Consider the following 25,781-nt stretch of genomic DNA (forward strand, 5'->3'; position numbering starts at 1 on the left):
TTATTCCTTCGAGTTTGCCGGCTGATCCAGCCAGTTCTGTAGAGCTGCCCTTGCGGCTTGCCCGTCATCGCCCTGACCCAGTTTGTCGATCGGCGAAAGGTTGGTTTGCACAGTTAGTACACCGGCATTGCCGCCCATCTTGGGCAGGTTCTCTTTCATGCGGCATTCGTCGCGGGTGTAGATGCCGTTTTGCACCATCCCCGAATACAGCGTTGCCCGTGCGGCGCTATCAGCACGCATCAAGCCTTCAATGGAAAACTCGGGGTAAATCTGACGGCGCTGCGCAGGAGCCAGCAAACTGCGACTGATGCCTTCCTCGATGCGGCGCATGTAGCTGCGCAGCGTGAAGGTCAGGAATCGAAGCAACTTCTGCTCAAGGCCGGTCCCCCAATTCGATGCCTTATCGCTGTAACCGACCAGCGTCGGGTCCACCATGTAAAAGCGACAGATCTCTTCGGCGCTGTACTCTCGAGATTCCAGCAGCTGAGCGTCCACCGGATTGATACCAATCACCTTGGCGGATACACCCTTTTCCAGCACCGGTGATTTACCGGCATTCATCGCCCCGCTGATGCGTTGGACATAGTCGCGAAAATCGTCGCGCTGCTGCTTGTTCAGCGTTGCATCAACCTCAAAGGCCACGGTTTGGTGCATGCCGTTTTTGAACGTGGAGCTCGCAACGTCCTCTGCCGACATTGCCGCGCCGAATACGTCGGCGCCGTAGGCGATGGGTGAGAGCCCGATTTGCCCATCCAGAGAGAACGCAGGGATATGCATCATGTTGCTGCCAGCAATATCGCGGAGCTGCCCGTTTTTTTCCCGGTACCGGTACAGAATCTCGCCGTTGTCCGCGACATCCAAATCCATGCGGTTGGGCAACAGGAATTCAAGCGCTACGATCCGGCCGCTTATACGGATGATCTCGACAAAAGCGTTACCCCGAAGCAGCATCGAAGCCACTACGGCCTCCCAAAACTGCACAGCAGTCATGCGGCTGTTCGGGTTGGTGTTAAGAATCCAATGCAGGTCATTGTCACCGGCCACCTCACGACCGCCATTAGGCATGCGCCGGTATAGGCCGAGCGGCAGCGTTGCGATCGTTTCGGAGATGAGGCGCACGCAAGACCAGCAAGCGGCCAGGCGCATGGCTTTGTTGATCGTCACGGTTTTGCCATTGGCGGATGTGCTGCCCACGGTTTGCGCCCAAATTCCGGAAGCGCTGCCGGAGAGCGACCTGCCCACCCAATCGATTATTGATGACCGAGGCGCGTTGATTGCACCGCTCAAAACGGATTTGAAAGACTTAGCCACCGGTCAGTCCCCTTCGAATGAATGCTGCCGCTACGAAGCACGACGAAGCAGCGGCAAGAAGCGCCCAACCCACGCCAAGCAGTACGTAAACGCCTGCCACCGCTAGGGCAAAGCCCAGCACTGCAGTCAGCAGGTAAATGATTGATGCTGTGTTCATTCGAATATTGGGTCCCGGATTGAATCCATGAATCGGTCCACGCCGCCATCGCCGACAACGACTTGCATCATCGCCCGCCCGACCGACATGATCAGTGCAACAGCGCCATCGATCTTGTTGTCATCGCCCTGTTTGATGGGCCGTACTACGTCGTTGTTACCGGGCATGTTTTTGCCGATCACGTTGCCGATACACCAGGTCATTATCGGATTGCCGTCATGGTGGAACCTTCCAGCGGTGATAGCCGCTTCCAGCTCTTTCATGGCGTCAGACATGTTGGTGTAGTTCTGGGTGATGGTGATCGGGTTGAACCCCTCGTCGTCGAGGTCATGGCTCAACCCAGTAGCACCGTGTGGGTCAATCGGCGACTCGCGCAGCGGTGCGTGTTTGTTCGCCTCTTTGGTGTCTTCTAGAATTTCGCGGTAATCGATCTCGGCACCATCGGTGACCTCAAGGTGTTTCGAGTTCAGCCAGGCCTGGAAACGCTCGGACATCCGCTTGTTGTCGCTGTCATAAGCGGTGTCGTATGGCACCCAAAACTTGGGAGCCACGCTGTAGTAGTGAGTCTTTCCGTCGATCACCTTCCAAAACAGGCGCGCCCTCGAGTTCATGTCCAGCTTTCGCGCAAGGTCGAAACCGGCGATCCACTCTTGCCCCTCGAATTGATCGAGCGTAAGGGAGGTGTCCTCGCAAGCCTTCCAGTCCTGCATGTTGAAGAAGCCAGACTTGGCGCTCACCCAAAGGTTGAGGTGCTTCGTTTTGAAGGTGTTGGTGAACCGAGCCGAGCGGATCGCGCGGGCCAACTGGCTTTCCAGGTACTCCTGAAACACGGATACGCCGTGGTTCGGATTGGCCTTGGCCAGCATCTTGGGATCGGTCCAGTCGTCGCCCTCATCAAGCGTCCAGATCCAGCCGAACAGCTCGTCGTCGGGTACCGTGCCGGCAAGCATTTCGATCACCTGGCGGCGCTTGTCGTAACAAGGCCCCTCGATGTCAGCGCCGGCCGTGGTGATGATGAACATCAGCGGCTGACGCCTTGCCCCCATGCCGGTGAGCATCGTGTCGTACTGAGCAGACGTTGGGTGTTCGTGGTATTCATCGACAATGGCGCAGCTGGGTGACGCACCGTCGCCCGGGTTGCCGATAAGCGGTTCGAACCTGCTGAAGTCGGACGGGATGTTCATGTTCGAGGCATTGACCTCGATGCCCGCCGCCTTAATCAGATTGGGCGACTTCGTCACCATCAGCTTCGCGGGCCTGAACACTTCCCATGCCTGCTTCTCGGTAGTCGCTCCGGAATAAACTTCGGCGCCGTACTCATCATCAGCAACGAACATGCCGATGCCTACGCCACCGGCTACGACTGACTTGCCATTTTTGCGCGGCACTTCCCAGTAGCTTTCACGGAACCTGCGGTGCCCCCCCCTCTTTTTGACCCAACCAAACGTTACGGCCAGCCCAAACAGCTGCCACCCCTCGAGCGTGATCCGTTGACGCTTGAAAGCCCATTCGCCCTTGGTATGCGGCAGCAGCTGGATCAGCTTGAGCTTTTTCTCAGCCTTCGCCGGATCGAACTTGAACCTGAACCCGCGCTTGCGGCTGGCTGCCATGTCATCGAAATGGCGCTGCACTGCCTGATGGATGTACCGACAAGCTGGCACCTTTCCACGTAGCAGAGACCTACCCCAAACCATCGCTTTATCAACGTTGGGGTGGGCGGACTTGGCCATTCAGGATCTCAATAGTTCTTCGAATTCGTTGGTCTCTTTTTCCTTGTTTCCTCCGATAAGACGTGTGCGGTTGGCCGGGTCAAGGCCGAGCATCGCCCCGAACGTAACCATTTGCCGCATCGTTTCGTTCGCGGCGGTCAGTGCCGGGTTTTTCATCGGTCCGCCGGTGGCACCAGTAACCACGATGCCGTGGGCCTGGACTGACTCCTGCGCCATTCGCCAGTTGTCGTATGCAACGCAGAACGCTTCGACGTTGTGTAAATCAGTTATCGCGACCACGTTTTCGCGCAGAAGCTCGGGAACAATCATCTTCCACATCTGCGAAGCGCGGTCGCTGAGCCATTCGGGCGGATCAACATTTGTGATCTTCGAAAAAGCGGGCTCGGCCTTATTCAGCGCGCGTTTGCCGGGATTTCCGGCTAGTGCTTTCTTGGCGGTCGGCTTGGGTTTGCGACCACGGCCGGCGACCGTGGCGGTACCTCCCATCGCGCAACTCCAGAATTTTTAATTTCGCGGGTGTAAAAAAACGATTGAGGGCGCGGTCTAGAAGCGAAAGGGCCCAGACTTTTGACCCTCCCCTACCGCACCAGACTAGTGCGCGCACCATGTCGGTGCATTTTCGTGAATCTTGACGGGAATCGTTCTCGTTTCGGTCAGCGGCGCGGGGCAGCCTGGGTGTTGCCCCATCCGCCGTCCTCTGCCGCTGTCTTAGTGCTGTGGCATGGATGACACATGGCCTGCCAGTTGGATCGATCCCAGAACAGGTCCATGTCACCCTTGTGAGGAACGATGTGATCAACGTCTGTCGACGCTTTGACACGTCCAACGCGCTCGCACTCTACGCATAGCGGATGCTTAGCCAAGAAGCCCTTGCGCGCCTGTTGCCACTTGTAGCTGTAGCCGCGCTGGCTGCTGGTCTCGCGTTGCTTCTCCCGCTGCTTCACTTCGAACTGCTTGCCTACATCCTTATGGGCCTCACAGTACCGAGGGTTGCGGGTCAATGTGTTGCAGCCCTGGGCATTGCATGGCTTCTGCGGCCTCAACGGCATAGTGTTCCGTCCAGGTAGGTGCGGTGCTGGGTATCGGGGTCTTCCGGCTCTTCTTCACTCAGTGCGTTGACCAGCAGCGTCTGCTGCTCTGCCATCCGCTGTAGCAGTTGGGTCTGCTTCAGCTGCTCGGCCAGGATCTGGCTTAGCAAGGAGTTGCTGTGCTCGTTCATATGCCACCTTGGTCCACTTTTTAATCCAATCACGCCGCGCAGCGCAGCCGAAACAAGCCATAACTTTGGGATCTACCTTGCTCAACGCGTGCGGGACATCTCGTACCTACAGCGCGAATTGAAATACGGTAATGTCACTAGACGCTATTACAACGCCTGTAACTGTTGAGTTTCCAATGAAACACGCGTATCTCTAGACTTCTACTTCGTCCAGGTAAACTGACATGATTCAAGGAAAAGGAAACGCCAAGTTTTGCATTACCGGGCAAGACGAAGATATAGAGTTTGAAGACGTCGAGTTCACTTACACTGAAGGTGAAACCGTGTCGTATGTTGGGGCTGACAACACCGGTGGTGCCGTAAGTGGTAGCGGTACTCTTAGCTTTAAGCTGGCTCCGTTCAAACTGTGGGCTGGCACCTATATGGTCTCCTTAGTATTTTACGACGGCCACCATAACTATCACACGTTTGAAATTACCAAAATGCGAAGACAGCCTTTCGAGGAGGGTGGATGGCTTCGCTACCCTGTAATGGTCATACGCGCACGTCTGTTCAGTGAGGAGTGACTAATCTGTCCAATAGAGTTGATTAGTCATTTGGGGTTAAGTCCGTTGTCTGGCGCTCCAGCACCTCATGTACCTTGTCAGCTGCCTTACTCGCGGTGTCGGCAGCTTCTGTCGCCTTCCCCGCTGCGCCCTCAACCTTAACAGCTGCATCGGTCGCGGTCTTGGCCAGCTTGTTCAGGCGCATGTCGCGTTGCACGGTGGCCTCGTCATAACCACGGCGCACTTCGGAGACTTGGGCGCTATACCAACTGGCAAGTGACCATTGCGAGGCACCGAAGCCCAGCGCGAACGATCCAGTTACCAACAGCGAGGCAATCACCCACACTTCCAGGCGACGCCACCACCGCCGGGCGATGAAGTCTCTAACGCATCTTTCCATCAGTTGATACCTCCAAGCTGTGAACGCAGACGGGCTATCTCAGCGCTTTGGCTGGTCACCTTGTCAGTGAGCTGGGAAACCTGGCCGGTCAGGGCTTCAATCTTCCCTTCCATACGGCCAACAGCGGCGGCCAGCTCGTTACGTTCTTTGGCGAACTGGTCGGCTCGGGCCTCGGCTTCTTTGCGAGCCAGGCGCTCAGAGTCGAGCAGTTCGTTCAGCCTGCGGACGGTGCCGATATCGGCGTTGTCCATGGCGCGATCGGTCGCATCCCTGGAGAGGAATTTCCTCAACCAGAGGAAGCCACCAAGCAGAATGGTGCCCGTGCCGCCCAGCCAGGTGGCGGTGCCTGGGCCGAGGTCGGTCGGGTCCATCGTTACTCCAGAAATGAAAAAGGCCCGCCGATATGGCGAGCCTTTGGAATTGGGTGGGTGCCGCGCTGGAACAGCTAAACACCGTGCCATCAAAACAGGTGTTTATCAGGCCTGAAAGAACTTTTTACGCTGCTTCGCAAAAATTCCCCAAAGCACCGTCAAGCCATGCCACCCCTTGACGGATGATTTCGCGTGCTGACCGTTCCGACATCTTATGAGTCTCGGCGATCCGGACCATCGTCCACTTGGAGCCGAAGTACCACCAGATGAAGTCGCCCATCTGCTGGTTGCGCGCGATCAGCCTTGCGATAGCTGCATCCACAAGCATTGCAGTGTCGTCGGTGATGACATAACTCATTGCAGTCGCCTCTGGGGCGCACTGGTTCATCAAGGCTGCCAGCGGGGAGACATAGCGCGGCACGCCCATGCCAGACATCCGCCAAGAACCCCAGTTTTCCAGCAGGTATTCGGTGTCGCCCAATGGCTTGTCGACGTATGTACGCTTTTTCATGGTCAATCCCCTGTGTAATGCGTTCCGCCTGCACCCAGACGGTTGTTCTGTTGGTAATGCCTGGCGGCAGCAGCATCGACGGTCTGATTAAGGTCAACGAACTGGGCAAGCTGTTTCATGGCTTTCTGAAGATTGAAGCTCAGTTGCGTAATCAATTCCTGAGCCTCCAACGCTTCGCCGTTGTCTTGCCGTACCCAACCCGATGCATTGCAGGCGATGCAGTCCAGATCGTGGAAAACGCCTTTGATGACTGCGCGACCACGACACATATCGCAGGTCTTTAGTGGGATCACTCGACGACGCAGGTCAGGCCCGTGACTCTTCTTCACTGATCTGCCTCCGGCGCTATAGCCCTCAATGCCACCCAAAGGTTTTGGCCGTGGACTGGATTGCCGTGCTTGTCCATAACGCCAATCCGCAAGGGGGCCGAATAACGGCGGCCGCTGCATTCATAAATAGGGCTACCGTCGGCGGCGCTCTCACCCTCAACCAGCGTGGCGACCTGGCCTGTAAACAACACGTTTGCGATTAATTCGGCCATTTTTAAACCTCGCCTATGGTTGATTCTTGAATAGGGTCGCAGCCCTTATGTTCCGTGTCCTGTAGCCCGTTACCAGAATCTCCCGATCTAAAGCCGGTCAATGTCTGAATGCGGTTCAGGCCCTTTGAATCTAGATGCGCGTGCCACTTCTCAAGGGCATCACGCTTGCGGCTCATCACGTCCGACTGGATGTACACCTTCACGTTGTGACCCATCGCGTGGTTGATCAGCAGCTCACCGATCAGATGGTCGATGCCGATGTCTGCCCAGCCAGTACGCGCGACCTTGCGCAGATCGTGACTCGTCCACTCGCCCTGACCCAGCCGGGTGAACACTGCGCTGGCCTGGCCCTCGCTCAGTGCGTTGCCGCTGCGGGACGGGAACAGGAACTGTCCTCTGTACCCGCCGGCCAACTGAATGTCCCGATAGCTGATCAGCAGGTTGCGTACCTGGTCTGTCAGCGGTAGGTGGTGCTCGACGCCGGTCTTGGTGTTCTCGGCAGGAATGAACCATTCCCGCTCTGCCAGGCTGATGTGTGCCCACCGCGCCTGCCGCGTCTCGCCGATGCGGGTGCCGTGGCAGAGCATCATCAGCGCCAGGAGGCCGTCCGCCGGTTCGTCCTCAAGCACGGTCAGCAGGTGCGCGATAAGGTCCTGCAGCTGCGTGCCGCGCAGCCGGGAAGGCTTGATGCCGACCTTGGCTTTCGAGAAGTCACTGAACTTGATGTCCTTCATCGGGTTGGCCGCGATCAACCGGAGTTTGAAAGCCTGCCGGAATGCCAGGGCCAGCAGCTGGAACGCCGAGCGCACGTAATCGATGCCGATGGTCTCCTGCGCTGGCCACATGAACTGATCGTCCAGGCTGGCCTTGTCGATACCGGTCAGCGGCAGGTCTCCAAGACGCGGCTTGAGGTGGCACTTGATTAGCGACGCGCCGGTCTTCTTGCGCTTCGCGGACAGGCTGCGGTCGCGCGCCATGCGGTCTGCGTACCAGTCCAGCAGCTCGCCCGTCGTGACCCACTTCGACAGGTTCGAACCGGCACCGGCATCAAGGCGCAAGCGGATGGCAGGCAATGCCGCAACGACCTGCTTGGCTGACAGATCGGGGAAGCTACCTATGTGGTTCCATTCGCCCTTTTTGACCAAATACCACGAAGCCCGGGCGCGGTCCCGCGTAAAGCGCAGGTACAGGCCACGGTTCTCCACGTCGCGCAGGTCACGCTCGGTGCCAGCGGCCTGGCGCTTGATTTCAGCATCGGTGATGCGCACGGCAGCCGTCATACCGGCACCGCCTGCGCTTTCTGCTGCTCTGGGGCGAAGTCACCGCGCAGCGGGACGAGGTGATGCTCCATAACCAGTGCTATACCGCCAATGTCTGCCCAGCCCCCGTGGTGAAGAGCTGCCGCCAGCCCAGGGGCCTGAACCAACCAGCAAGCAGGACCTCGATTTAGAAGCGGTCTGCCATCTGGAAGGCTGAACTTATCATTCATACGCAGATGCTGAACCAGCTCAACTGCCATTCCAATATTCGGAGACAGGTTGCTGCTAGATCCCACGATCAGCGCCGGATCGCCCGGCTTGAATTGATGGTTCATGCTGCCACCGTGGTCTGAGGAAGTCGTAGGTACGCGCGGATCTGCTCCATCGCGTCGAAGTGACCACGGCAGATGATCGCCAGATAGCCTTGCTCGCCGAGTTGGCGTATCCACTCGTACTGGCTGCCCGATACAGCAGCGTCGTGCGGCGGCGTGGCTTTGAACTCGATGTACAGACCGAAGTACCCACCACGAGCCATGGGCAGCACCAGATCGGGCACACCGGCGCGCACGCCCTGCTCTTTCAGCTTGATCGCAACCAGCTTGTGCCGGTGGCTACCGTTGGGAACGTGATAGATCAGCGCAGCCACCAGAGGCATACGTAGCTTGAGCTCGCGCAGCAATGCGGCCTGCTCCAGGCCCTCACGGTCGACAGGCTTGGCGCGGGTTCGCTTAGGTTTGAACAACTTCATTTCGGCGGACTTCACACCTTCACCTTCCTTTCACGAATGAGCACGTCCTGGGTCCGCATGACGCCCTCGGCGTGAAACAGGCGGACTTCGTTTCGGCTCAACACCGCCGGGGCGCGCAGGCGGCCATCGGCGATGTCGTGGCAGTAAGCACACGCCCAAGCGGCCTGCAGGTCGTTTGGCTTGATGCCCATGCCGCAAGTACCAGCCAGTCGGTAATGGGCGAGCACGGTGGTCGAGGATTCGCTCGAGCATCCTGGGTAACGGATCTGGCACTCGCGGTCACGCGCTGCGTTGGTGAGTTTGCTCATTGCACGTCTCCGCTGCGCTTGGCACGGAGCGCGGCCAACGCCTTGTTCCCCACTTCGGGGGTGATTGATTTGCCCGGTGCTGCGAGCTGAGCTACCGGCACGGGGGGCAATTCTTCACCACGCCAGATCTTGCGGCACTGCTCGAGGTATTTCTGCTCAAAGCGAGTCATCCCCAGGTCGCGGGGAAGCGTTTGCAGGCTGAGAAAGCCGGAGGCGGCAGTGGCGTGGTAGATCGCCGGGTGAAACCACTTGCCGCGCCCTTCCATGCCTGGGTGTGAGTTACGCAGAGCTTGGGAATACGCGACCTCGACGCTGGGTAGGCCAAGACCCTCTGGAGCAAAACACCAGCTCACGAACACGCCAGGCGCGGGCACGAATGCTGATTTGCTCGCGCTGACCATTCGCATACCGTGGCGCAGTTGATCCATTGAGTTGATCCCGGAGCGCATGAATTCCGCCAGCCACTCCAGTTTTGCGGCGTTCATCACCTCCTCGGTCGGCCAAGACTGTCTCCATGCGCCGCAAGCTCCACGCAGCCGCAGAAACAATTCGTCGATTACTTGGCGGGTGGCCGGGTCGATCTCGACAGAGACCGCAGGCGGTGGGGTGTAGGTCGGATCGGTTCTCCGATTCCGTACCAGGTAACCAGCTCGAACAGGCCCACTCACAGGATCACCCCCTTTGAAGCCCAGTCGCCACCGACTGCCACTTCCTCATCGGCTAAGAGCGAGCCTTTTGCACGCTCTTTTACGTACCAGCCCACCAAGCGGTTACACCAACCGGCGGATGTGTCTACGGTGTTCTGCTTGGCCACAAACCAGCCGATGAAACTGCGGATCAGCGCGTCAGAGATATCGGTTGGTTTGACTCCGGCGATCTGAGCCTGGGTGATCAAGTAACGGACTTCTGGTGCCCAGTCGGCAAACATGGCGAAGCGCTGGCGATCGTCGGTCGATTCCAGGGCCTGCTTGTCCTGTTCGTCGATCACTTCCGAAATCTCGCGCGGCTGCTGCTGTTCGGTTAATGGATGGTTAAGTGATGTATTGGGTGCAGATTTCGCACCCCGTTCGGTCGAATTCTGCACCCCGTTCTGCTGTAATTTGCACCCCGTGGCGTCATCTGCACCCCGCTCTATCCGGGGTGCAGGATTTGCACCCCGCTGTATCGGCAGGTCATAAACAACTGGTCGGCGGTCGTGCCGCTCGATATACACAGCGGCCAGCGCTTGATTGCCTGGGACGATCAGTTCGGACGCCCTCAACAGCTCAAGCTTGGAACGAACTGTGCGCTCAGAAAGGCCAGTGTCTTCGCTCAGAGTGGTGGCCGAAGGGAACGCCCCGCGTCCGTCAGTACCGGCGTAGTTGGCCAAGCACAGCAGGACGTGCCTAGCGCTGGAATCGGAAAGGGTCACGCGCGGGATCTGTAGCGCCCACGACATTGCTTGAACGCTCACAGTGATACTCCAATTTTGCCTGTGTTGCCTTGCTCAGGTCTGATGTGCATAATCTGTCTCGTAATGTTGTGAAGAAGCCGGTCTAGCCACCGGCTTTTTTTTGCCTGAATTTCAAGCTCTGTAGGTGTCCGGTGCATCCGTGGTAGCTTTCTGCTTCCACACAAGAAGGTCACGGAGACCGAACATGTCAAAACCGGTAATTTCAGATTTCGAAGCAGGTGTAATGGTCGCTCTGGCCGGGCTGAAAATCGCAGCTACTCAAACGCCAGGCTTCAACATCGAAGCCTTGGATAAAGCGATCAAAACCTTGAAGCACAAGATGCAAGGCGTAGGCGATCGAGCTGCTTTTGAGCTGCCAATCAGCTGCGTGGAGGCTGATCACCTCGAAATAATCGAGCTGATGAATAAGCCCACTCACTGATCTAAGTTTCAGGCTTACTGACAATTGCGGTGGCGAAGTGAATGCCGCCGCGGCTGTCCAGCACCCAAACCGGCTGTGCTGCTTTTACTTTTGCATCACATGCCGAGCCAGATGGCTGGTTCTTACCAGGGGACACTTGGGTTCGTTCCTCCACGCCAGCGTGCGCTGGACCTACTCTCTTACTCATCGCCCTCTCCCCGCCCTACTCGGGCCTTTTTGTTTCTAAAACTTCGTACTGGATGAATTAACAGCCCATCCGCTGTACTACCTGCCCCTCCCGCCTGAGCGGATAATTATTTCCTTGCCGTTCAAGTGGCCTAGCTCGTCTTACATGTGTTGCACCTTTCGCTTATAAATGGGTTAAGCGACTGAAAGGTTTTGTCTTGGCCCAGAACCAATCTGGCCCCAAGGAAAAGATGGGCAAAGATCAGCACGAGCTACTGCACCGTCGGTCAATGCCTCGATTTGCAGGGCGCGCTTAGCAGGAACAGCACGCTCCCCCGAACACCATTGGTTGACGGTGGGCGCCGTAACCCGCAGGCGACGCGCCATTTCCGCTTGGCTGCCAAGCAAGCGGGAAGCTTCTTTGGCTGCTTCTGCTGATTTCATGTGTTGTCTCCTGGAGATTCTGCCGTGAATATAAGGCATTACCTTATCTCAGTACAAGCCATTGCCTAACCAACTCACCAATAGGCTAAATTAGGCAATGCTTACCGGACCGGATTTAGGCGCCGCCATCGAGGCCGCGCGGATCGCCAAGGGCGTATCAAAGAAGAAACTTGCAGACGACTTCTCAGTGAAGCCCCCGTCGGTCCAGGGCTGGGTGAATAACGGCCGGATCGATAAGTCGAAGCTGATGGACGTTATCGCCTATTTTTCGGACGTGGTCGGGCCGGAGCACTGGGGGTTGCGCCCAGGCTTCTCCTACTCGAGCGTTTCCGGCGACCTTTCAGAGCAGTCCGTTTATGCAGTGAATGAAAATGCGCCTGCACTATCTGCTGCAGATAAGGTTCGCGAGATGCTGTCGGGCAAAAGCCTGGGCGAGGATCGCCTGCAAAGGATTCTGGCGATTGCTGAGGGCAACGAGCCGGAGAGAACGGTCAGCGTTTTGGCGAGTGACGCTTACAGGCCCGGCAGGGTCGGCGATGAGGTTTGGATTGCCCACTACGATGTGCGGGGTGCCTTAGGTGGTGGTGAGGTGGCTCACGACTACCCTGAGTTATTGCAGGACGTGCGGGTTAGCCCCTCCCAGCTCCGCTCAATGGGGGTTGAGTTCAAAGAGCATTACCACCTAAAGGTGATCACCGGGTGGGGGCAGTCAATGACTCCTACAATTAAGCATGGCGACCCATGCCTGGTGGACATTAGCGTAAAGGAATTCGTCGGTGACGGGATTTATTACTTCTCATATCAGGGCTTCCAGTACATAAAACGTCTGCAGATGAAGGGCAAAGATAAGCTCAAAATGATCTCAGATAACCGCAAGCACAAGTCCGAGGATATCTTCATCGAAGAGACATACATCCAGGCGCGAGTACTGTTTGTCTGGAACGGGAACCCGGTCTAGTAATAAAGGCTGCAGAGTTCTGCGCAGCGAAATTTTTTTATGGCACATCACAAACCCTTCAACCTATTATCGGTATTACAGTGAGTACATCCAAGGCAAGTCCTCTCCCTCAAGGGGAAACAAAAGCAGAACTAGGGATAACCGATAACAAAACAATTCCAATTGTTAGAGTTAGGGGAATTGATATTCAACGATTCCGCTCGCTCGAGAATCAGAAGATAGTTCTAGGTTCAAAACTCACGGTTTTGTCAGGCCGTAATGGAACTATGAAGACGTCGTTGATGGCGTTGATAGCCCACCCATTTTCCAGCAGTGCTGAAGATGGCTTGGGAAAGAGATTGAAGACGACTCTATCTGAAGTTTTTAATCTTTCAAAGACGTATGACTTGGAAGATTATGAGTATGCAATCATCTCCGAAATGACCGATGGTCGTTACATTAGGTCGCCAGTTCAAATTTATTTTACGGCAGACAAGACAAATCGTCATAGGATAGTAGTATCTGGCTCGGAGCAAGGCGATGGCAATCTTTCGTACAACACATCTTTTCTGAATTTAAAACGTCTATATCCCATTGTTGATCTCGCAGCTCAGCGTAAGGCGACGCCAATACCATTACTATCAGCGGGCGAAAAAGAGCAATTAAAGAAATTCTACGAACAGGTATTTCCAAGCTCTAGCTATGGTTCTTTTGTAGGCGTTTATAGACCAAAGATAAAGTCAACCTGGGCGCCTAGCGGAGGTGATTTAGGCTATGACTGGGAGTCGATATCTTCCGGTGAAGATAACCTAGGATCCATATTCAACCGACTAATAGGATTTCAGCGTGACTTTGAAGTGGGCCAGAAAACTGGTGGTGGAATATTATGTATCGACGAATTTGAAGCTACGCTACACCCGGTGGCGCAGCTGCGCTTGTTTGACTACCTTTTGAGATGGGCCGGAGACTTCAAAACTCAAGTCATAGTCACGACTCACTCCTTGGGTCTCATATCCGACATTTATCTGAAACACTCAGAATTGCTTGAAAGAGGTCAAATTGCTGTAAATTTTGTTAGCAAGTCGAAAGCTGTCGGCTCCAACTACCCTATATTGCACAACCCATCTTACGATCTTGCTTACAAAGAGCTTACCTTTACTAGCCCTATAGAGCTGGCAAAAATCAGAAAGCTTAAAATATTTTGCGAAGATGAGACCGCCATACATTTTCTAAAAAGAATTATCAGGAAGCGCGAGATTCTTGACACTCTAGAGTTTCATCAGTCACTGGATATTAATAGCTCAAAGCCTGGCATCGCATATACTGAGGTAAAACCATTAGCAGACGCGTGCTCACGATTCCCGGTCCTTTTCGAACACAGTCTTGTTGTGTTAGATGCGGACGTTTCTGATAAATTCATGAGCAACCTAAAAATCCAGGACTTCTGCCTCCGCCTGCCCGACACAGATGGACTCGCACTGGAAAGACGCATGATATATTACATCATGACAAGACCAAATAACGATCTATTCTTTGAAAAATTCAAAAAAGAAAGAGATGCGTTTCTTGGTGATTTTTCCAGCATGGGTATATCTTTATCTGAAGCTGACGTCCTAAATGAAGTCACAACTAAAATATCTGCATGTAAGGCATGGTCTAAATCATGCTCGGGGGAATTCAATAAATACGTAACTCATTATGTAACGCATAACCTTGACAAAGATCAATTCACTGTTTCATTAATGGATACATTGAACCTGATTAATGCTAGAATCGGGTTGCCTCCAATCCATCTTCAGGGATGAATTTTCGAATGTATTCTAAAAAACTTTACAGCCCTTTGCGCTACCCCGGAGGGAAGGCTAGATTTGCACCTTTCATATCGGAGGTTATGCGTGCTAATAGGCTGGCCGGAGGGCATTATCTCGAACCGTTCGCCGGTGGTGCTGGGGTGGCACTGGAGCTTCTTTTTGAAGGACACGCATCCCACATCCACATCAACGATTTAGACCCCGCTGTTTACGCGTTCTGGCTGGCCGCAACGTCCGATCCGGATGGATTGGTCAAACTGCTCCACGACACCCCGATCACTATGGATCAGTGGCATCACTGGCGCTCGGTCATGCTTGGGCAAGATCAAGAATTAACGATAGCAGAGCGCGGGTTTGCCACTCTATTCGTGAATCGCACCAACCGGTCAGGAATCTTAAAAGGTGGCGTAATCGGCGGTAAGGCGCAGGCTGGAACCTACAAGCTAGACGCCAGGTTCAGTAAGGAAATGATCTCGGCGAGACTGGAGCGCATTGCTCTTAATGCTAAGTCGATCAGCGTTTACTGCGAGGATGCTTTTCAGCTCCTTAATCGTGCCTCAGGCCTTCTACCAGAAATGTCATTGATCTACCTGGATCCGCCTTACTATGTGAAAGGGCGCGGCCTGTACCGAAATTTCTATAAGCATGAAGACCACCTGCAGATTGCAGGGCTCCTTCAATCGCCAGAGTTCCAGCGCCCTTGGGTCGTCTCCTATGACAGCGCCCCAGAGATTTGCGAGATGTACAGAGAAAATGAAGTGCTCAACTACGGCCTTCATTACACCGCGCAGGCTCGCTACGTTGGCGACGAGGTGATGTTCTTCAAAGAAGGGATTACCGTGCCAGACGCTAAGATCCCAAGGGCAGCCAAAGCCGCATGATTGAAGCCCGCCACCTTCGCGGGCATTTTCTGTCAGAACGGCGCGGCCTCCTCCGAATTGAGCTGGTCCACAACGAGTGTTTGTCGCTCATCATCTGCTGATGGCCCCCAGCGCAAAGTGATCGAAGCATCTTGCTCATGATGCTTCAGGGCGACTCCCCCCGCCTCCGCCAGAGCGCCGAGCATCTCCTGCCACTCCCTCTCCCCGTCAGTATCTAGACGATGAATCCTGACCGTCCGCCTCTGCTGCGCGATCGGATGATTGATCATCGACGACACGCGTAGCGATAGCCGCTCCATGCCGCTCAGTGGCTTGGATAGTGATTCTTTCCTATTGCTCTGCCGCGCCACAAATCCCCCTCAGCAAATACTGTATGTCCATCCAGACTTTAAAAGCTTATCCCAGCTGATCCAAAAAAGTAAAACCTAACCGGCTCCATTTTCCGCTCGAGACGTACGCGAAAATAGTTAGGCATTACCTATTTACAAAAATTAGGCATTGGCTTATTGTTTATCCATCGAAACGCAACACAACCCCTCAACAGGCTTAGCGGATCGACCAGTTCTTTAACAGCCTGCGCAACAAACAACAGACCGCATTGCCTCTACCGGCGACCGGCGATCAGACAGCCCCGAAGGGCTGCCCACGACAGGGAAAACCCTGTACGGCTGACGATGGTGAAACGCCTTGACCGAGTGAATGACCCGGCAAGCAATGCGCCCCGCGAATCCCGGCGGCAGAAGGGAGAGACACCGATTCGAATTAGCACCCTGAGCTTCGGCGTTAAGGGGTGCTGGACCTCATGCACCCTGCCCATCTAACCGGGCAAACGAGCTGCAGCGTGCATGTTGTAGGGACCTGTGATCCACGGCGAACAGATACAGATGTTGATTGACGCCCTGGGGAGGAAGCTCACCGCCAACCTATGAAAACGACCGGTTAGCCCTGCAATCAACAGCGGGCAACTGACCAACATCGCTAACGCAGCAAGCCGCGACCGACGCCAGCAGCGGGTCGCGGTGCACATCATCACCAAAGCACCTGGCTTACCGGGTGCTTTGGGATGACAACCACCGAGTAGACGTAATGGATACCACCATCGTATGCGGGGCATGGAGAGGCCACCTCGGCCGTGGTCTTGCGCCGCGAGAGTTGCAGTATTTGTTGTCAGCCGCCCAGGGCTGCACAGCCAAGGAAATCGCCCGCACGTTCGGCATCGCGCCGGGCACGGTTGTGAAGCGGCTGTCGGTCGCAATGTTCAAACTCGGCGTGAATCGCCAGACAGCGATGATCGCCGAGGCCATGCGCCGACAGATCATTTCCCCGCTCTGCCTGTTGTTCATGTCGATCATCGTTCTGCACGCGGTGCTGGGCGATGAATCGATGAGGCGCGAGCGCAGAGCCCCTGAGTCACGCCGGGGCGGGTACGAACAGAAGATCAGCCGTAAGGGCTCGGACAAGCTGAGGCCAGTGGCGGCGATCTGCTGATAGCAGCACCAAGGAACATGGCGAAAGCCAGACAGAAATTGCCGCTTCACGGGCCTACGGCAATGTAAATAATCAGAGTCCCCGTCTGAAGGTTGGAGACCTTCCCGATCGCCTGGAACGCTTCAACGCAGACCAGTCCGCATCGGAGATTGATCGGAGCGTGCCCAAGCGGGCTGCAGCGCTAGGATCGCAAAGCCCCGGAAAAGTCCTGAGCCGAATCTGTCGGCCAATACCTGAAACGCGGCGGGAATCAAGCAGGGGTAGCGCCCTGGTGTTCCGATCAATCTCCGATGCGGATGAGTTCAAACCGTTAAATCGGCCCCCTGCATCACCCTCCCCCAAATCGTTACGACCGCATCGGCAGGTGCCAGGCCAGTCTCACGGCTGGGTTTGGTCACCCGCGCCTGGCATCTGGCCAATGCGGTCAAGGAGCCTCATATGCATCAGACAATCAGCCAGCGTCGTGCAATCCTCGAAGGCCTGCGTCAGCGCTGCACCCTTTCCACTGCCGAGTTTTACGACAAGGTCGGCCGCAAGAACCCGGCAGCTCTGCCGCGCTTCACGGTCGTGCCAAATGGCAATAACGAGTTCGGCATCGTCGAGCGTTCAACCGGTACTGTGCGCGGCGTTCATCGCGGCCACTGCGCGGCGTGCAAAATCGCTGAGCAACTGGAAGCCCAGCCTGTACGTCAGCTGTCGTTCGCCACTCACATGCTGCGCTGGACTGCTGCGATCGCCACCGGCTTGGCGCTGTTCGCGCTGTACGGTGCAAGCTGATGATCAGTCCAGAGCTGAGCACGATTCAGCGCAACAAAGAGCGGTCCGCCGTCCTTGAGGCCGAAGTGGCTGAGTTCCTGAAGAGCGGCGGCGTGATCGCCACGCTGCAGGGTTTCGCATACAAGCCCAGGCCAGACGGACGCATGGGGCCAGCAGCAAAGCCAGCACCTCGCCGCCGGACCAAGGAAGCGATGCGCGCATCAACTCCACCGCCCCCTAAGACGAATCTCCCACGGGGCCACGTCAGCGATGAGGTGGTCGCGCAGATCCGCCACATGGCACAGACAACCACCGTCACCGACGTGAGCCGTACCACCGGGGTCAGCCACCACATGCTGCGTAAGATCGCCGCCGAGCACCGGTTCGAGTACAAGCGCTTCGATCCAAGCCCACACCTTTCGCGTGTGAAGGTCCAGCGCATAGACCCCGTCGCGGATGCGTTGAACGTTCTGCGCATCAAGGAAGCGAGGGACCGCGGGCTGTCTCGGTACGCCGCCAAGAACCTGATCGGCATCAGCAGCACGCTGATGGAACGACTCATCGCAGACTTCAACATTGATTACCCGGTGAACAGGATCTATCGCAAGTGAAGCGCATGCAGTCCCGCGCCAACCATCGCCGCCGCCCTCTTCAACTCAACATCCCACCCAGTGGAATCAAGCCCCCGGAGAAACTCCAATGTCTACGCCTACCGATACAACCGAATTCCTGAACGAGCTGAATGGCGGCGCGTTCGCCAGCCAGATCGGTTACGCAATTTCCGAAGTCGCCTCGGGCGTTGTTGAGCACGGCAAGGCCGGGAAGCTGGTCATCACCCTAGACATGAGCCAGATCGGCGATTCCCACATGGTGAAAATCAAACACAAGCTCGACTACAAGGTGCCGACCAAGCGCGGCACCCGTAGCGAGAACACCGCGCTGGATACCCCGATGAACGTCGGCACCGGCGGCCAGGTAACGCTGTTCGCTGAGGCTCCGCACCCTGGCCAGCTATTCGAGCGCGACCAAGCACCGGTCAAGCCTCGCACCTGATCAATCGCAACCACCCTTCCTCCCAAAAGAGAGCTGACAAATGTCCCTCACGAAAGAAGCAATTCAACTGATCACTGATACCGCGCTGATCGCGGAAGGCAAAGAGCTGAACACCGTCACGCCAACCATCGTGCTGCCGGAAGGCGCGAAGGTCGTGAACCTTGAGCAATTCGGCGCAGGCCGAAGTCGCTTCCGGGGCACGTTCTCCACCAACGCCCTGGCGGACTTCGCCAAATACGTTTCCAACCGCGCAGTCGCCGACGCAAAGGGCTTCATCAATCAGGACGAAATGACCTGTTCGGTGCTGTTCAACCTGGGCAACGAAGAAGTGCCAGGCCACGCAGATGATCGCGCTGTGCTGAAGCTCAAGCCCACCGCTGCCTATCAGGCCGTGCAGGCGATCAGTGGCCGGTCCATGTCGCAGAAGGATATGAGCGACTGGATTGAAGACTGGCACAGCACCCTGTCGGCGGTCGGCGATGAACTGCAGAACATCCCGCTGGCCAAAGCCATCGCCGCCGTGCGCACGATCACGGTCAAGGCATCGTCGGAAAGCGATCACACCGTCAGCGAGACACGCGCCAGCCGCAGCGCAATGGATGCCATCGAGGCGATCAGCAAGGAAACCTTACCCACGTCGCTGATCTTCTCGGCTATTCCGTTTGAAGGCCTGCAACTGCGAGAAATCATCCTGCGAATCTCGGTCATCACCAGCGGCGCACAGCCGGTGCTGAAGCTGCGCTGGGTCGGCGAGGACGTGCAGCGCGAAGAGATTGCGCAAGAGTTCAAGTCGGTGCTGGAAGCGAAGGTGGGCGATGCTGCGCAGCTGGCGCTGGGTAGCTTTTCAGCCTAAAAGATGAATCCCCCAGCGCCACGAAAACCGTATCCTAATCGTGGCACTGGAGTTGCGACGCAAAAGTTTGCTGATGATTCGGCAATATCCGGGGAATGAAGTTATCAGCCCTGCTTTATTTCGACTCGCCCTATCAGATAGTCGATAGCTTCGCACGCTTGGGATTTGATCTCAGTATCGGATACCCATGTGTACATCGCGTTTCCCATAATCCCGGATTTTGCCAAGCCTCCTAATCGAGATAGGTCGATTCCATGCTTAGCCATCTCGCTAAGTAGCGCAACTGCTGCCTGCTCTAGAGCGACTTCTCGCTTGTTTTCATTCGACACCTGCAACTCCTTTTGATCCGGCTCCATGCCGGTCACCCGTAATACCGCATCCCCAACCGATTTGCCACCACCGCACACGGAGGGCGGCGCATGCATGGAGCCACCCACGGAATATGAACTGCACCTGGGCGACTGCCTGGAGGTGATGCGCAGCCTGCCCGTCGATTCCGTAGACAGCGTTGTCACTGACCCGCCCTACGGCATTCGCTTCAGGGGCAAAAGCTGGGCGGTCAGAACGTCGAAGACTGCGCCGCGTACCGGGTAAGCACGCCACCCCATACTGAGGCGCGCGAGCCAAAACGCGGGCTTCAGTTTTCTAAGCCTTGTGCGCTTTATTCCAGCGCTCGGGTGCAAGGCTACGACGGCGCATATCTTCTTTTAGCTCCGTGACCAAAGACGCAATCGCGCGGCTCGAGCCAAGACATGACGGGGCAATTCCCGTAACCGTCAACTCCTCCTTACCTGTGCTTTGGTCGAAGATCTGAATGAAAATTGAACCGTCCGGCTCAATCGTACAGACGCACTTCATGGGCAGAAAAGCCGATTCAATGATATGCCGTAATTCCAGACTAGAAACCATACCTCCACCTCCTTTTCCGGTATTAAGGCACCGTAAAGTTTAGGTCAGATCGATTATCACTAGTTCCCAAAATTTGATCCCTGCAACGCAGCAAGCTTCATGTGACCCACACCGGTCCGGGGACCAAGACCAAAAAGACATGAGCCGTGATAGCAGCGGCGGGAATTTCAGCACCGCACGAGCGTACGCCGTGACGCCCTCAACGACGTAAACCGGCGAGCAAGTGACGGTGTGATGTCTGCAGTTCCTTTTACCCTTTGCTGTGCTGATCCGAAGATGGCCCGGTGCCCGGCTTTATACCGCGCGGCCCTGCTACACCCCAGACGATCAGACCCAGAACTGGGAATAGCATGATGCCTATGCTCCAAGCCGCCTTCTCTCCCACACTTCTCTGGCTCCTACAAATGCCGATGATCACGACAATGTTCGCGAACAGGATGAGTAGTGAGAACGGCAACCAGAGTAGGCTGATTATGGCTTCCATGACATGTGCTCCAAATATTGATGTTCATGGTTGGCAGCCGCTGGCCGTGAGGGTTCAGTTGAAGTGATAGAGGGTCCAGAGACGAATCAAAGTTTTTTTGAACGCTTTTGTACTCTTCTCCATCCTCACATGTCGGGATGAACGCCTTCTGCCCTGCCCGGCGCTTTGCGGTAGCGCGCCATCGCGATTATTTGCCGAATGCCGGCGAGTAGCTCCGACTTTTGATGACCTTCCAATAGCTCCAGCCTGGTTAACAGCTCCTCAGCCTCTTCCGCTATTGCCTCAAGCGCTTCTATATCACTGTTCAAAGTCATATCAACGCCCTGCCTGTCTATCTGGAAAACCTTTCATACCCCACTTCAACGACTCACGCCACCCTTTGGAATAGCTTATGAGCCAGCTCCACCAGATACTGGTAGGCGACTGCATCGACATGATGTGCACGCTGCCAGACGACAGGGTGCACACATGTGTCAACGGCTCACTCATCACTGCGAGCTAGCGCAGCCGAGTGGTTTGGTTCGAACTCAGACCTACATGCGGAACTGGCTGACAAGCCTATTCAGTTCGACAGCAAGCTTGGTCAATTCAGATGTCGCGATTGCTGTCTGACTTGACCCGTCGGATGCCTGGTTAGAGAGGTCGCGAATGCTTACCAAGCTGCGATCCACCTCTCTGGCAACTTGGGCCTGCTCCTCCGAGGCCGTTGCAATCAGAACATTCCGCTCTGTGATGTTGTCGATCGACTCGGTGATTTCGACCAACGCAGATCCGGCACCATGGGCAGTATCGAGGGTTTTTTGAGCTTGGGCGTTCGTGTGGCTCATCGCGGACACAGCAGCTCCAGTACCCTTCTGTATCGAGCTGATCATCTGTTCAATCTCGCTCGTCGACTGCTGGGTACGATGGGCCAACGCTCTCACCTCGTCCGCCACCACCGCGAATCCCCGACCAGCCTCACCGGCTCGAGCAGCTTCGATTGCGGCGTTGAGTGCAAGGAGATTGGTCTGTTCAGCGATTGCGCGAATAACGTCCAGGACCTTACTGATATCAGCAGCCATAACGGCGAGCCCTTGCACTTCCTTGGTAGCGTCTTCGACGCTACCAACCATCAAACTGATAGCCTCGACGGTTTGATCTACACGTGCGCGCCCAGACACTGCTGAAGAGTTTGAACGAGTAGCAGCCTCAGATGCTGCCGAAGCATTTCGAGCGACTTCTTCAACGGCAGCGCTCATTTCGGTTACAGCCGTTGCGGCCATCTCGACTTCATTGTTCTGCCGCAGCATTCCTTTATTTGCGTCCTCTGTAACCGCATGCATTTCTTCAGCCGTTGAAGCGAGCTGATTGGAAGAATCGGAGATGGAGGAAAGCGTGTTACGCAGCCCGCCTTGCATCGCTTGCAAAGCCATCATGAGCCGAGCGACTTCATCATGTCCTTGAGGCTCAATGACTTCGGTCAAATCATTCTTGGCAATGCGTTCGGCGATGGTCAACGACTGGCTAATTGGGTGTGTGATGCTGCGCGTGTACATCAGAGCAAGAACGATTGCTGCAAGCGTGCTCGCTGCGATGAAACCTCCAACAATCAGCTTCGTATCCGCATAAATAGCCGTAGCTTCATCGCCAGCCTTTTTCGCTTTAGCGTTGTTCAGCTCAATTAGGCTCTTCATGAGGCGTTCTACGGCATCAGCAGACTGCTTCATTGCCCCGCTGGATAGCTTAACGGCGTCGTCAACATTTCCTGCAGCGATCAGGACCAAATATTGGTCTTGAAGGACTTGGTATTCAGAATAGGCTTGGGATAGTTCGCCGAAAATTTGCTTGCCCTTTGGTGTCACTATTAGTGGTTGCAGTTTCGAAATTAAATCCTGTACTGCCTGTTTTGATTTTTTGACATCTTCCAATGCAGCGGCTTTGCGATCAGCAGGTTCAATAGGATTGCGCAGTCTGGAATTGCTACCTCTGATACTCACGAACTCACGGTCCATCGATCCCACGAGCGAGATGCTTGGTACCACGTTCGTTTCAACAAACTTCTCTGAAGCATTCAAGCTTGATACCTGCCTAAGCGAGATAATTCCCAATGCAAGAATCATCAGACAGAACAATCCAAAACAGACAGCGGATCGGGGGGCAAGATTAAGTTTACGCAGCATCATATCGAGAACTCCAGGTCATGTTCCCCTATGTCGTCAAACCTGACGTTCACCACGACCGCCGTTCGTCGGGTGCAGACGGAAAGCCCTGCAAACAAAGGGTTTAAAGAGGCAAGGCTGTTGTAACTGTATGTGTCCCCTAATCAAAAGGCCCTAAATTCATCGATTCATCCCACGCTCCGCACCATTACGTCAATTGAGCAAAGGTGTTTTGGTCTGATAGACAGCAAGTCAACTCCATCCGAACCCTACTTCCACCACTCACGCCACCCCGGCGAGGATGAACTATGTCCGAAAATACCATTGACCCGAAAAAGCTCGAGCGGGCTATCCGCAAGATCAAGCATTGTCTGGCGCTTTCGCAAAGCTCGAACGAGAACGAAGCGGCCACAGCGATGCGCCAGGCGCAGGCCCTTATGCGTGAATACCACCTCAGCGAAACGGACGTGAAGGTCAGCGACGTTGGCGAGGCTCAATCCTCGATGTCGCGCGCTGCGCGCCGCCCGTTATGGGACCAACAACTGAGCGCCGTTGTGGCCAAGGTGTTCAACGTCAAAGCCCTGCGTTACACCCATTGGTGCGAGACCAAAAAGAATCGCGTCGAGCGTGCGAAGTTTGTGGGGGTGAGCCCTGCCCAGCACATCGCTCTCTACGCCTACGAAACTCTTCTTGCGAAGCTGACGCAGGCTCGGAACGCATACGTTTCCGGGGTGCGTGCCGGCAAGTACCGGAGCTGCTATTCCGCCCCCACTGCCGGCGATCACTTCGCTATTGCCTGGGTGTTCGCGGTTGAGAGCAAGTTGCAAGAGCTTGTGCCGCGTGGTGAAGAACCGACAGCACCAGAACACCAAAGCGCAGGACAGGGGCTGGTAGCAGTAGAAGCCCAGCACCAAGCGCTCATCGAGAGCTACCTCGCAGACAAGCAGATCGGCAAAGCCAGGAAGGTCAGAGAGGCAGAGCTCGACCTCAACGCCCAGATCGCCGGAATGCTGGCCGGCACCAAGGTCGACTTGCATGCAGGCTTGGCCAATGGCGCCGAGCATGCACCCGCCCTATCTGCCAGCGCCTGACCTAGGACTACCCATATACACAGGGGAAAGATCATGAGCAACGAATGCAAGGTGTTGTCGATTGAGCCCACGCAGGAAATGCTGGACGCAATAACGACCGAGCGCAAGAAAGGTAACGGCGCACTCCAGTGCTGGTATGCAGCATTCGCAGCAGCCCCTCAACCGCCAGCACTAGACGGCGTTCCGGCTGGTCTCGATCTGCAACGGATCGTGACCGAAGCGTTGATGGGCATGATAGCGGCAGTGACGAGCACGAGCCCTCCGGCAAGCGAGCCGCCACCACCGTTTATCCAAGCGGGAATTGATCGCGCCGTTAGCCGGATCAGCGCCCACCTCGCCCCGCTACAGGCCGAGACTGAGCGGCTTAAAGACAACGTGCGCGAGGTTACGACTTACCGTGACAACGCCATCAAAAAGATCGAACGACTTCGCAATGAGTTAACCGGAACTGAAAAAGAGCGCGACCAGTTCAAGGAGCGGTGTGATGAGCTGGAATGCGATCACGAATGGACTGACGACGGCGAATTCAATCTGCACTGTACGAATTGCGGTAAACAGGAAAACCATGAGCCTTATGGCTGGGTGCAGACTCGCGGCAACGCGATAAACCATTTCACTCAAGAGTGGGACGTTGTCGAGGAATGGGAAGCGCAGGGGTTTGAGTACAAGCCGATGTTTGACGCTGCCCAGTCCACGCCAGTGGAGGACGGTCCTGTCGAGTACGGACCCACTCCAGGATGCAAGCAGTGTCAGGAGGCAGAGAATTGCGGGCTCACCGACTGCCCGGAGTGCGATGCTCAACTTTGCGAAGACGTAAACGGTGACGGCGTCCGGCCAGGCTCAAAAGAAAGCTGAACACCCCGCAGTAACCACCCCCTCTCAATCAATTCAATGTCAGCCGCGTGTGCGGCAAGGACGAAGTCATGCCCAAAGAAAAGTTGATAGGCCCCGTCGAAGTCACTCGCGACGAGGACGGCTACTGGTATCACCCAGACATTCCTGATTTCGATGAAGACCATGCCGCCTACAAAGCCTGGCTTGATGGTCAGCATCTGATGGTGGTCGGCTGGCACATGGACTCCGACCTTGAGTCGCACCCCTACTGGGAGGAAGAAGCAGCCAACTGCCTCGGCTGGGAGCCTGAAAAACCACCGGCCTACGACTGGTTCCTGCTCGGAATTTTCGATACCGAAGATGGCCCATATGTGCAGTGGGCAAGACGTGAGCCTACCGCACCATAAAGATCAGCTCTCCCCTGTCAGTCATCGCCATGCCGTACTTGAGCCTGCCCAGGTACTGCTCGTGCATTGAGTAGACCCGGTCATCGATGATTCTGAAAATGACGGTCCTGCCCGACCATATGTTGCCGTCAGCGCCGCGCCTACCCAGCTTGGCGTTATACGGCCCGTAAACCTCGTTCGTGGCTGTGGTGCATTCCATGACCTCTCCTTGGTGCTGCACCAGCTCCTGCTGGCTGCGTGGACCATAGCAGTGAACTGCAGAACTTGCCTGATCACCCATTCCGCCGCCCAGCGCGGCTTGGAGCCTTTACCGTGGAAGCAGAAATACTTACAGACCAAGAGTTGGCCGACCTGACCGGCTACAAACACAGAGCGCATCAGCGAAAATGGCTCAACGACCGCAATTGGATTTTTGTAGAAAGCCGTGGCGGGCGACCTCTGGTAGGTCGGATGTTCGCACGCATGAAACTCGGCATGGCACCGGCGCCTGCCGGTGACCACAACCCTCCCCCGGCGCGCCCAGCTTGGACACCGGACTTTTCCAGAGTGAACTGAA

At 55.9% G+C, this 25,781-nt stretch carries 40 protein-coding genes and 1 pseudogene; 16 read left to right on the forward strand and 25 right to left on the reverse strand.

Annotation, left to right across the window (positions count from 1 at the left end; translation table 11 throughout):
* Entirely contained in the window at positions 1-1,146 is a 1,146-nt protein-coding gene (locus BT119_RS13105; protein ID WP_083553792.1) for a phage portal protein, read from the reverse strand.
* Here BT119_RS13105 and BT119_RS27505 point away from each other — a divergent pair.
* A complete protein-coding gene (locus tag BT119_RS27505; protein ID WP_256573023.1) occupies positions 1,145-1,417 on the forward strand; it encodes a hypothetical protein in 273 nt (90 codons plus the stop codon). The genes BT119_RS13105 and BT119_RS27505 overlap by 2 nt on opposite strands.
* Before the next feature lie 47 nt (positions 1,418-1,464).
* On the opposite strand, the gene BT119_RS13110 is transcribed toward BT119_RS27505, so the two are convergent.
* The 4 genes from BT119_RS13110 to BT119_RS13125 form a co-directional block, all read right to left on the reverse strand.
* Positions 1,465-3,198: a terminase large subunit gene (locus BT119_RS13110; protein ID WP_072365933.1), complete on the reverse strand. Its 1,734-nt coding sequence runs from the start codon at positions 3,196-3,198 to the stop codon at positions 1,465-1,467.
* Positions 3,199-3,684: a phage terminase small subunit P27 family gene (locus BT119_RS13115; protein WP_053275509.1), complete on the reverse strand. Its 486-nt coding sequence runs from the start codon at positions 3,682-3,684 to the stop codon at positions 3,199-3,201.
* A gap of 167 nt (positions 3,685-3,851) precedes the next feature.
* Complete coding sequence (locus BT119_RS13120) at positions 3,852-4,247, reverse strand: HNH endonuclease (protein ID WP_072365935.1); 396 nt, start codon at positions 4,245-4,247, stop codon at positions 3,852-3,854.
* Complete coding sequence (locus tag BT119_RS13125; RefSeq protein ID WP_072365937.1) at positions 4,238-4,417, reverse strand: hypothetical protein; 180 nt, start codon at positions 4,415-4,417, stop codon at positions 4,238-4,240. The genes BT119_RS13120 and BT119_RS13125 overlap by 10 nt, the downstream gene beginning before the upstream one ends.
* A 224-nt stretch (positions 4,418-4,641) precedes the next feature.
* Here BT119_RS13125 and BT119_RS13130 point away from each other — a divergent pair, with 224 nt between their 5' ends.
* A complete protein-coding gene (locus BT119_RS13130; RefSeq protein ID WP_072365939.1) occupies positions 4,642-4,983 on the forward strand; it encodes a hypothetical protein in 342 nt (113 codons plus the stop codon).
* Between the two features lie 22 nt (positions 4,984-5,005).
* Here the strand turns inward: BT119_RS13130 and BT119_RS13135 are convergent, their stop codons facing one another.
* From BT119_RS13135 to BT119_RS13185, 11 genes are all read right to left on the reverse strand, one after another.
* Positions 5,006-5,362: a hypothetical protein gene (locus tag BT119_RS13135; protein ID WP_046832810.1), complete on the reverse strand. Its 357-nt coding sequence runs from the start codon at positions 5,360-5,362 to the stop codon at positions 5,006-5,008.
* Positions 5,362-5,733: a DUF3450 domain-containing protein gene (locus BT119_RS13140; protein WP_046235173.1), complete on the reverse strand. Its 372-nt coding sequence runs from the start codon at positions 5,731-5,733 to the stop codon at positions 5,362-5,364. Before BT119_RS13140 ends, BT119_RS13135 begins: the two co-directional genes overlap by 1 nt.
* 124 nt (positions 5,734-5,857) lie before the next feature.
* Complete coding sequence (locus BT119_RS13145) at positions 5,858-6,244, reverse strand: antiterminator Q family protein (RefSeq protein WP_005753633.1); 387 nt, start codon at positions 6,242-6,244, stop codon at positions 5,858-5,860.
* Positions 6,245-6,246: 2 nt separating this feature from the next.
* Entirely contained in the window at positions 6,247-6,513 is a 267-nt protein-coding gene (locus BT119_RS13150) for a hypothetical protein (RefSeq protein WP_371857171.1), read from the reverse strand.
* Positions 6,514-6,569: 56 nt separating this feature from the next.
* On the reverse strand, positions 6,570-6,785 hold the full coding sequence (locus BT119_RS13155) for a hypothetical protein (protein ID WP_033833054.1): 216 nt from the start codon (positions 6,783-6,785) through the stop codon (positions 6,570-6,572).
* 2 nt (positions 6,786-6,787) lie between these two features.
* Entirely contained in the window at positions 6,788-8,065 is a 1,278-nt protein-coding gene (locus BT119_RS13160) for a tyrosine-type recombinase/integrase (protein ID WP_072365941.1), read from the reverse strand.
* On the reverse strand, positions 8,062-8,379 hold the full coding sequence (locus BT119_RS13165) for a hypothetical protein (protein WP_072365943.1): 318 nt from the start codon (positions 8,377-8,379) through the stop codon (positions 8,062-8,064). Before BT119_RS13165 ends, BT119_RS13160 begins: the two co-directional genes overlap by 4 nt.
* Positions 8,376-8,807 carry a VRR-NUC domain-containing protein gene (locus BT119_RS13170; RefSeq protein WP_072365945.1) on the reverse strand — a complete coding sequence of 144 codons (432 nt, stop codon included), beginning with the start codon at positions 8,805-8,807 and terminating at the stop codon, positions 8,376-8,378. Before BT119_RS13170 ends, BT119_RS13165 begins: the two co-directional genes overlap by 4 nt.
* Positions 8,804-9,100, reverse strand: coding sequence for a DUF1364 domain-containing protein (locus BT119_RS13175; protein WP_072365947.1), 297 nt, complete (start codon positions 9,098-9,100; stop codon positions 8,804-8,806). Before BT119_RS13175 ends, BT119_RS13170 begins: the two co-directional genes overlap by 4 nt.
* On the reverse strand, positions 9,097-9,768 hold the full coding sequence (locus BT119_RS13180) for a replication protein P (RefSeq protein ID WP_072365949.1): 672 nt from the start codon (positions 9,766-9,768) through the stop codon (positions 9,097-9,099). Before BT119_RS13180 ends, BT119_RS13175 begins: the two co-directional genes overlap by 4 nt.
* Complete coding sequence (locus BT119_RS13185; protein ID WP_072365951.1) at positions 9,765-10,538, reverse strand: helix-turn-helix domain-containing protein; 774 nt, start codon at positions 10,536-10,538, stop codon at positions 9,765-9,767. Before BT119_RS13185 ends, BT119_RS13180 begins: the two co-directional genes overlap by 4 nt.
* A 199-nt stretch (positions 10,539-10,737) precedes the next feature.
* Here BT119_RS13185 and BT119_RS13190 point away from each other — a divergent pair, with 199 nt between their 5' ends.
* Positions 10,738-10,974: a hypothetical protein gene (locus BT119_RS13190; protein WP_072365953.1), complete on the forward strand. Its 237-nt coding sequence runs from the start codon at positions 10,738-10,740 to the stop codon at positions 10,972-10,974.
* A gap of 360 nt (positions 10,975-11,334) precedes the next feature.
* Here the strand turns inward: BT119_RS13190 and BT119_RS13195 are convergent, their stop codons facing one another.
* Positions 11,335-11,583, reverse strand: coding sequence for a transcriptional regulator (locus tag BT119_RS13195; RefSeq protein ID WP_072365955.1), 249 nt, complete (start codon positions 11,581-11,583; stop codon positions 11,335-11,337).
* Between the two features lie 97 nt (positions 11,584-11,680).
* Between BT119_RS13195 and BT119_RS13200 the strand changes: the two genes are divergently transcribed.
* The 3 genes from BT119_RS13200 (at position 11,681) to BT119_RS13210 (ending at position 15,212) form a co-directional block, all read left to right on the forward strand.
* The gene (locus BT119_RS13200) at positions 11,681-12,541 is read left to right on the forward strand and encodes a S24 family peptidase (protein WP_072365957.1); all 861 of its coding nucleotides are present in this window, start codon (positions 11,681-11,683) and stop codon (positions 12,539-12,541) included.
* An 80-nt stretch (positions 12,542-12,621) separates the two neighbouring features.
* On the forward strand, positions 12,622-14,325 hold the full coding sequence (locus BT119_RS13205; protein ID WP_139271360.1) for an AAA family ATPase: 1,704 nt from the start codon (positions 12,622-12,624) through the stop codon (positions 14,323-14,325).
* 8 nt (positions 14,326-14,333) lie between these two features.
* A complete protein-coding gene (locus BT119_RS13210) occupies positions 14,334-15,212 on the forward strand; it encodes a DNA adenine methylase (protein WP_072365961.1) in 879 nt (292 codons plus the stop codon).
* A 32-nt stretch (positions 15,213-15,244) separates the two neighbouring features.
* Here the strand turns inward: BT119_RS13210 and BT119_RS13215 are convergent, their stop codons facing one another.
* Positions 15,245-15,511 (reverse strand): DUF1654 domain-containing protein, encoded by a 267-nt coding sequence (locus BT119_RS13215; RefSeq protein WP_072365963.1) that lies wholly within the window; start codon positions 15,509-15,511, stop codon positions 15,245-15,247.
* Between the two features lie 787 nt (positions 15,512-16,298).
* On the opposite strand from BT119_RS13215, the gene BT119_RS13220 reads away from it, so the two are divergent.
* The 5 genes from BT119_RS13220 to BT119_RS13240 all read left to right on the forward strand — a co-directional run bounded on the left by BT119_RS13220 (position 16,299) and on the right by BT119_RS13240 (position 19,362).
* Entirely contained in the window at positions 16,299-16,700 is a 402-nt protein-coding gene (locus tag BT119_RS13220) for a response regulator transcription factor (RefSeq protein WP_072365966.1), read from the forward strand.
* Between the two features lie 438 nt (positions 16,701-17,138).
* Entirely contained in the window at positions 17,139-17,477 is a 339-nt protein-coding gene (locus BT119_RS13225) for a hypothetical protein (protein ID WP_072365968.1), read from the forward strand.
* Complete coding sequence (locus BT119_RS13230) at positions 17,477-18,067, forward strand: hypothetical protein (RefSeq protein WP_072365971.1); 591 nt, start codon at positions 17,477-17,479, stop codon at positions 18,065-18,067. Before BT119_RS13225 ends, BT119_RS13230 begins: the two co-directional genes overlap by 1 nt.
* A gap of 88 nt (positions 18,068-18,155) precedes the next feature.
* Positions 18,156-18,509, forward strand: a complete 354-nt coding sequence (locus tag BT119_RS13235; protein ID WP_016567829.1) for a hypothetical protein — start codon at positions 18,156-18,158, stop codon at positions 18,507-18,509.
* A 40-nt stretch (positions 18,510-18,549) separates the two neighbouring features.
* Positions 18,550-19,362 carry a YfdQ family protein gene (locus BT119_RS13240; RefSeq protein WP_072365973.1) on the forward strand — a complete coding sequence of 271 codons (813 nt, stop codon included), beginning with the start codon at positions 18,550-18,552 and terminating at the stop codon, positions 19,360-19,362.
* A gap of 104 nt (positions 19,363-19,466) precedes the next feature.
* Here BT119_RS13240 and BT119_RS13245 read toward each other — a convergent pair whose 3' ends face one another.
* The gene (locus BT119_RS13245; RefSeq protein WP_072365975.1) at positions 19,467-19,787 is read right to left on the reverse strand and encodes a hypothetical protein; all 321 of its coding nucleotides are present in this window, start codon (positions 19,785-19,787) and stop codon (positions 19,467-19,469) included.
* Between BT119_RS13245 and BT119_RS13250 the strand changes: the two genes are divergently transcribed.
* Entirely contained in the window at positions 19,786-19,956 is a 171-nt protein-coding gene (locus tag BT119_RS13250; RefSeq protein ID WP_371857172.1) for a hypothetical protein, read from the forward strand. The two genes, BT119_RS13245 and BT119_RS13250, sit on opposite strands and share 2 nt — an antisense overlap.
* Positions 19,957-20,007: 51 nt before the next feature.
* Here the strand turns inward: BT119_RS13250 and BT119_RS13255 are convergent, their stop codons facing one another.
* The 5 genes and pseudogenes from BT119_RS13255 to BT119_RS27840 form a co-directional block, all read right to left on the reverse strand.
* Positions 20,008-20,271 (reverse strand): DUF1652 domain-containing protein, encoded by a 264-nt coding sequence (locus tag BT119_RS13255; protein ID WP_057405239.1) that lies wholly within the window; start codon positions 20,269-20,271, stop codon positions 20,008-20,010.
* A 250-nt stretch (positions 20,272-20,521) separates the two neighbouring features.
* Complete coding sequence (locus BT119_RS13260; RefSeq protein WP_054077494.1) at positions 20,522-20,755, reverse strand: PLD nuclease N-terminal domain-containing protein; 234 nt, start codon at positions 20,753-20,755, stop codon at positions 20,522-20,524.
* 125 nt (positions 20,756-20,880) lie between these two features.
* Complete coding sequence (locus BT119_RS13265) at positions 20,881-21,069, reverse strand: hypothetical protein (protein ID WP_046832831.1); 189 nt, start codon at positions 21,067-21,069, stop codon at positions 20,881-20,883.
* Between the two features lie 219 nt (positions 21,070-21,288).
* Positions 21,289-22,170 (reverse strand): methyl-accepting chemotaxis protein, encoded by an 882-nt coding sequence (locus BT119_RS27835; RefSeq protein WP_371857174.1) that lies wholly within the window; start codon positions 22,168-22,170, stop codon positions 21,289-21,291.
* Positions 22,147-22,917: pseudogene (locus BT119_RS27840) on the reverse strand (MCP four helix bundle domain-containing protein); the annotation flags it as partial. The pseudogene BT119_RS27840 and the gene BT119_RS27835, both read right to left, overlap by 24 nt.
* Positions 22,918-23,201: 284 nt before the next feature.
* On the opposite strand from BT119_RS27840, the gene BT119_RS13275 reads away from it, so the two are divergent.
* From BT119_RS13275 to BT119_RS13285, 3 genes are all read left to right on the forward strand, one after another.
* Complete coding sequence (locus tag BT119_RS13275; protein ID WP_072365979.1) at positions 23,202-23,984, forward strand: DUF2786 domain-containing protein; 783 nt, start codon at positions 23,202-23,204, stop codon at positions 23,982-23,984.
* Positions 23,985-24,017: 33 nt separating this feature from the next.
* On the forward strand, positions 24,018-24,839 hold the full coding sequence (locus BT119_RS27205) for a hypothetical protein (RefSeq protein ID WP_072365982.1): 822 nt from the start codon (positions 24,018-24,020) through the stop codon (positions 24,837-24,839).
* Positions 24,840-24,907: 68 nt separating this feature from the next.
* The gene (locus BT119_RS13285; protein ID WP_072365984.1) at positions 24,908-25,225 is read left to right on the forward strand and encodes a hypothetical protein; all 318 of its coding nucleotides are present in this window, start codon (positions 24,908-24,910) and stop codon (positions 25,223-25,225) included.
* On the opposite strand, the gene BT119_RS13290 is transcribed toward BT119_RS13285, so the two are convergent.
* On the reverse strand, positions 25,212-25,424 hold the full coding sequence (locus tag BT119_RS13290) for a hypothetical protein (protein WP_054077488.1): 213 nt from the start codon (positions 25,422-25,424) through the stop codon (positions 25,212-25,214). The two genes, BT119_RS13285 and BT119_RS13290, sit on opposite strands and share 14 nt — an antisense overlap.
* 113 nt (positions 25,425-25,537) lie before the next feature.
* Between BT119_RS13290 and BT119_RS13295 the strand changes: the two genes are divergently transcribed.
* Complete coding sequence (locus BT119_RS13295) at positions 25,538-25,780, forward strand: DUF4224 domain-containing protein (protein ID WP_072365986.1); 243 nt, start codon at positions 25,538-25,540, stop codon at positions 25,778-25,780.
* Position 25,781: the final 1 nt, after the last annotated feature.

It is taken from the genome of Pseudomonas sp. NFACC10-1 (assembly GCF_900119195.1).
Taxonomy (GTDB): domain Bacteria; phylum Pseudomonadota; class Gammaproteobacteria; order Pseudomonadales; family Pseudomonadaceae; genus Aquipseudomonas; species Aquipseudomonas cerasi.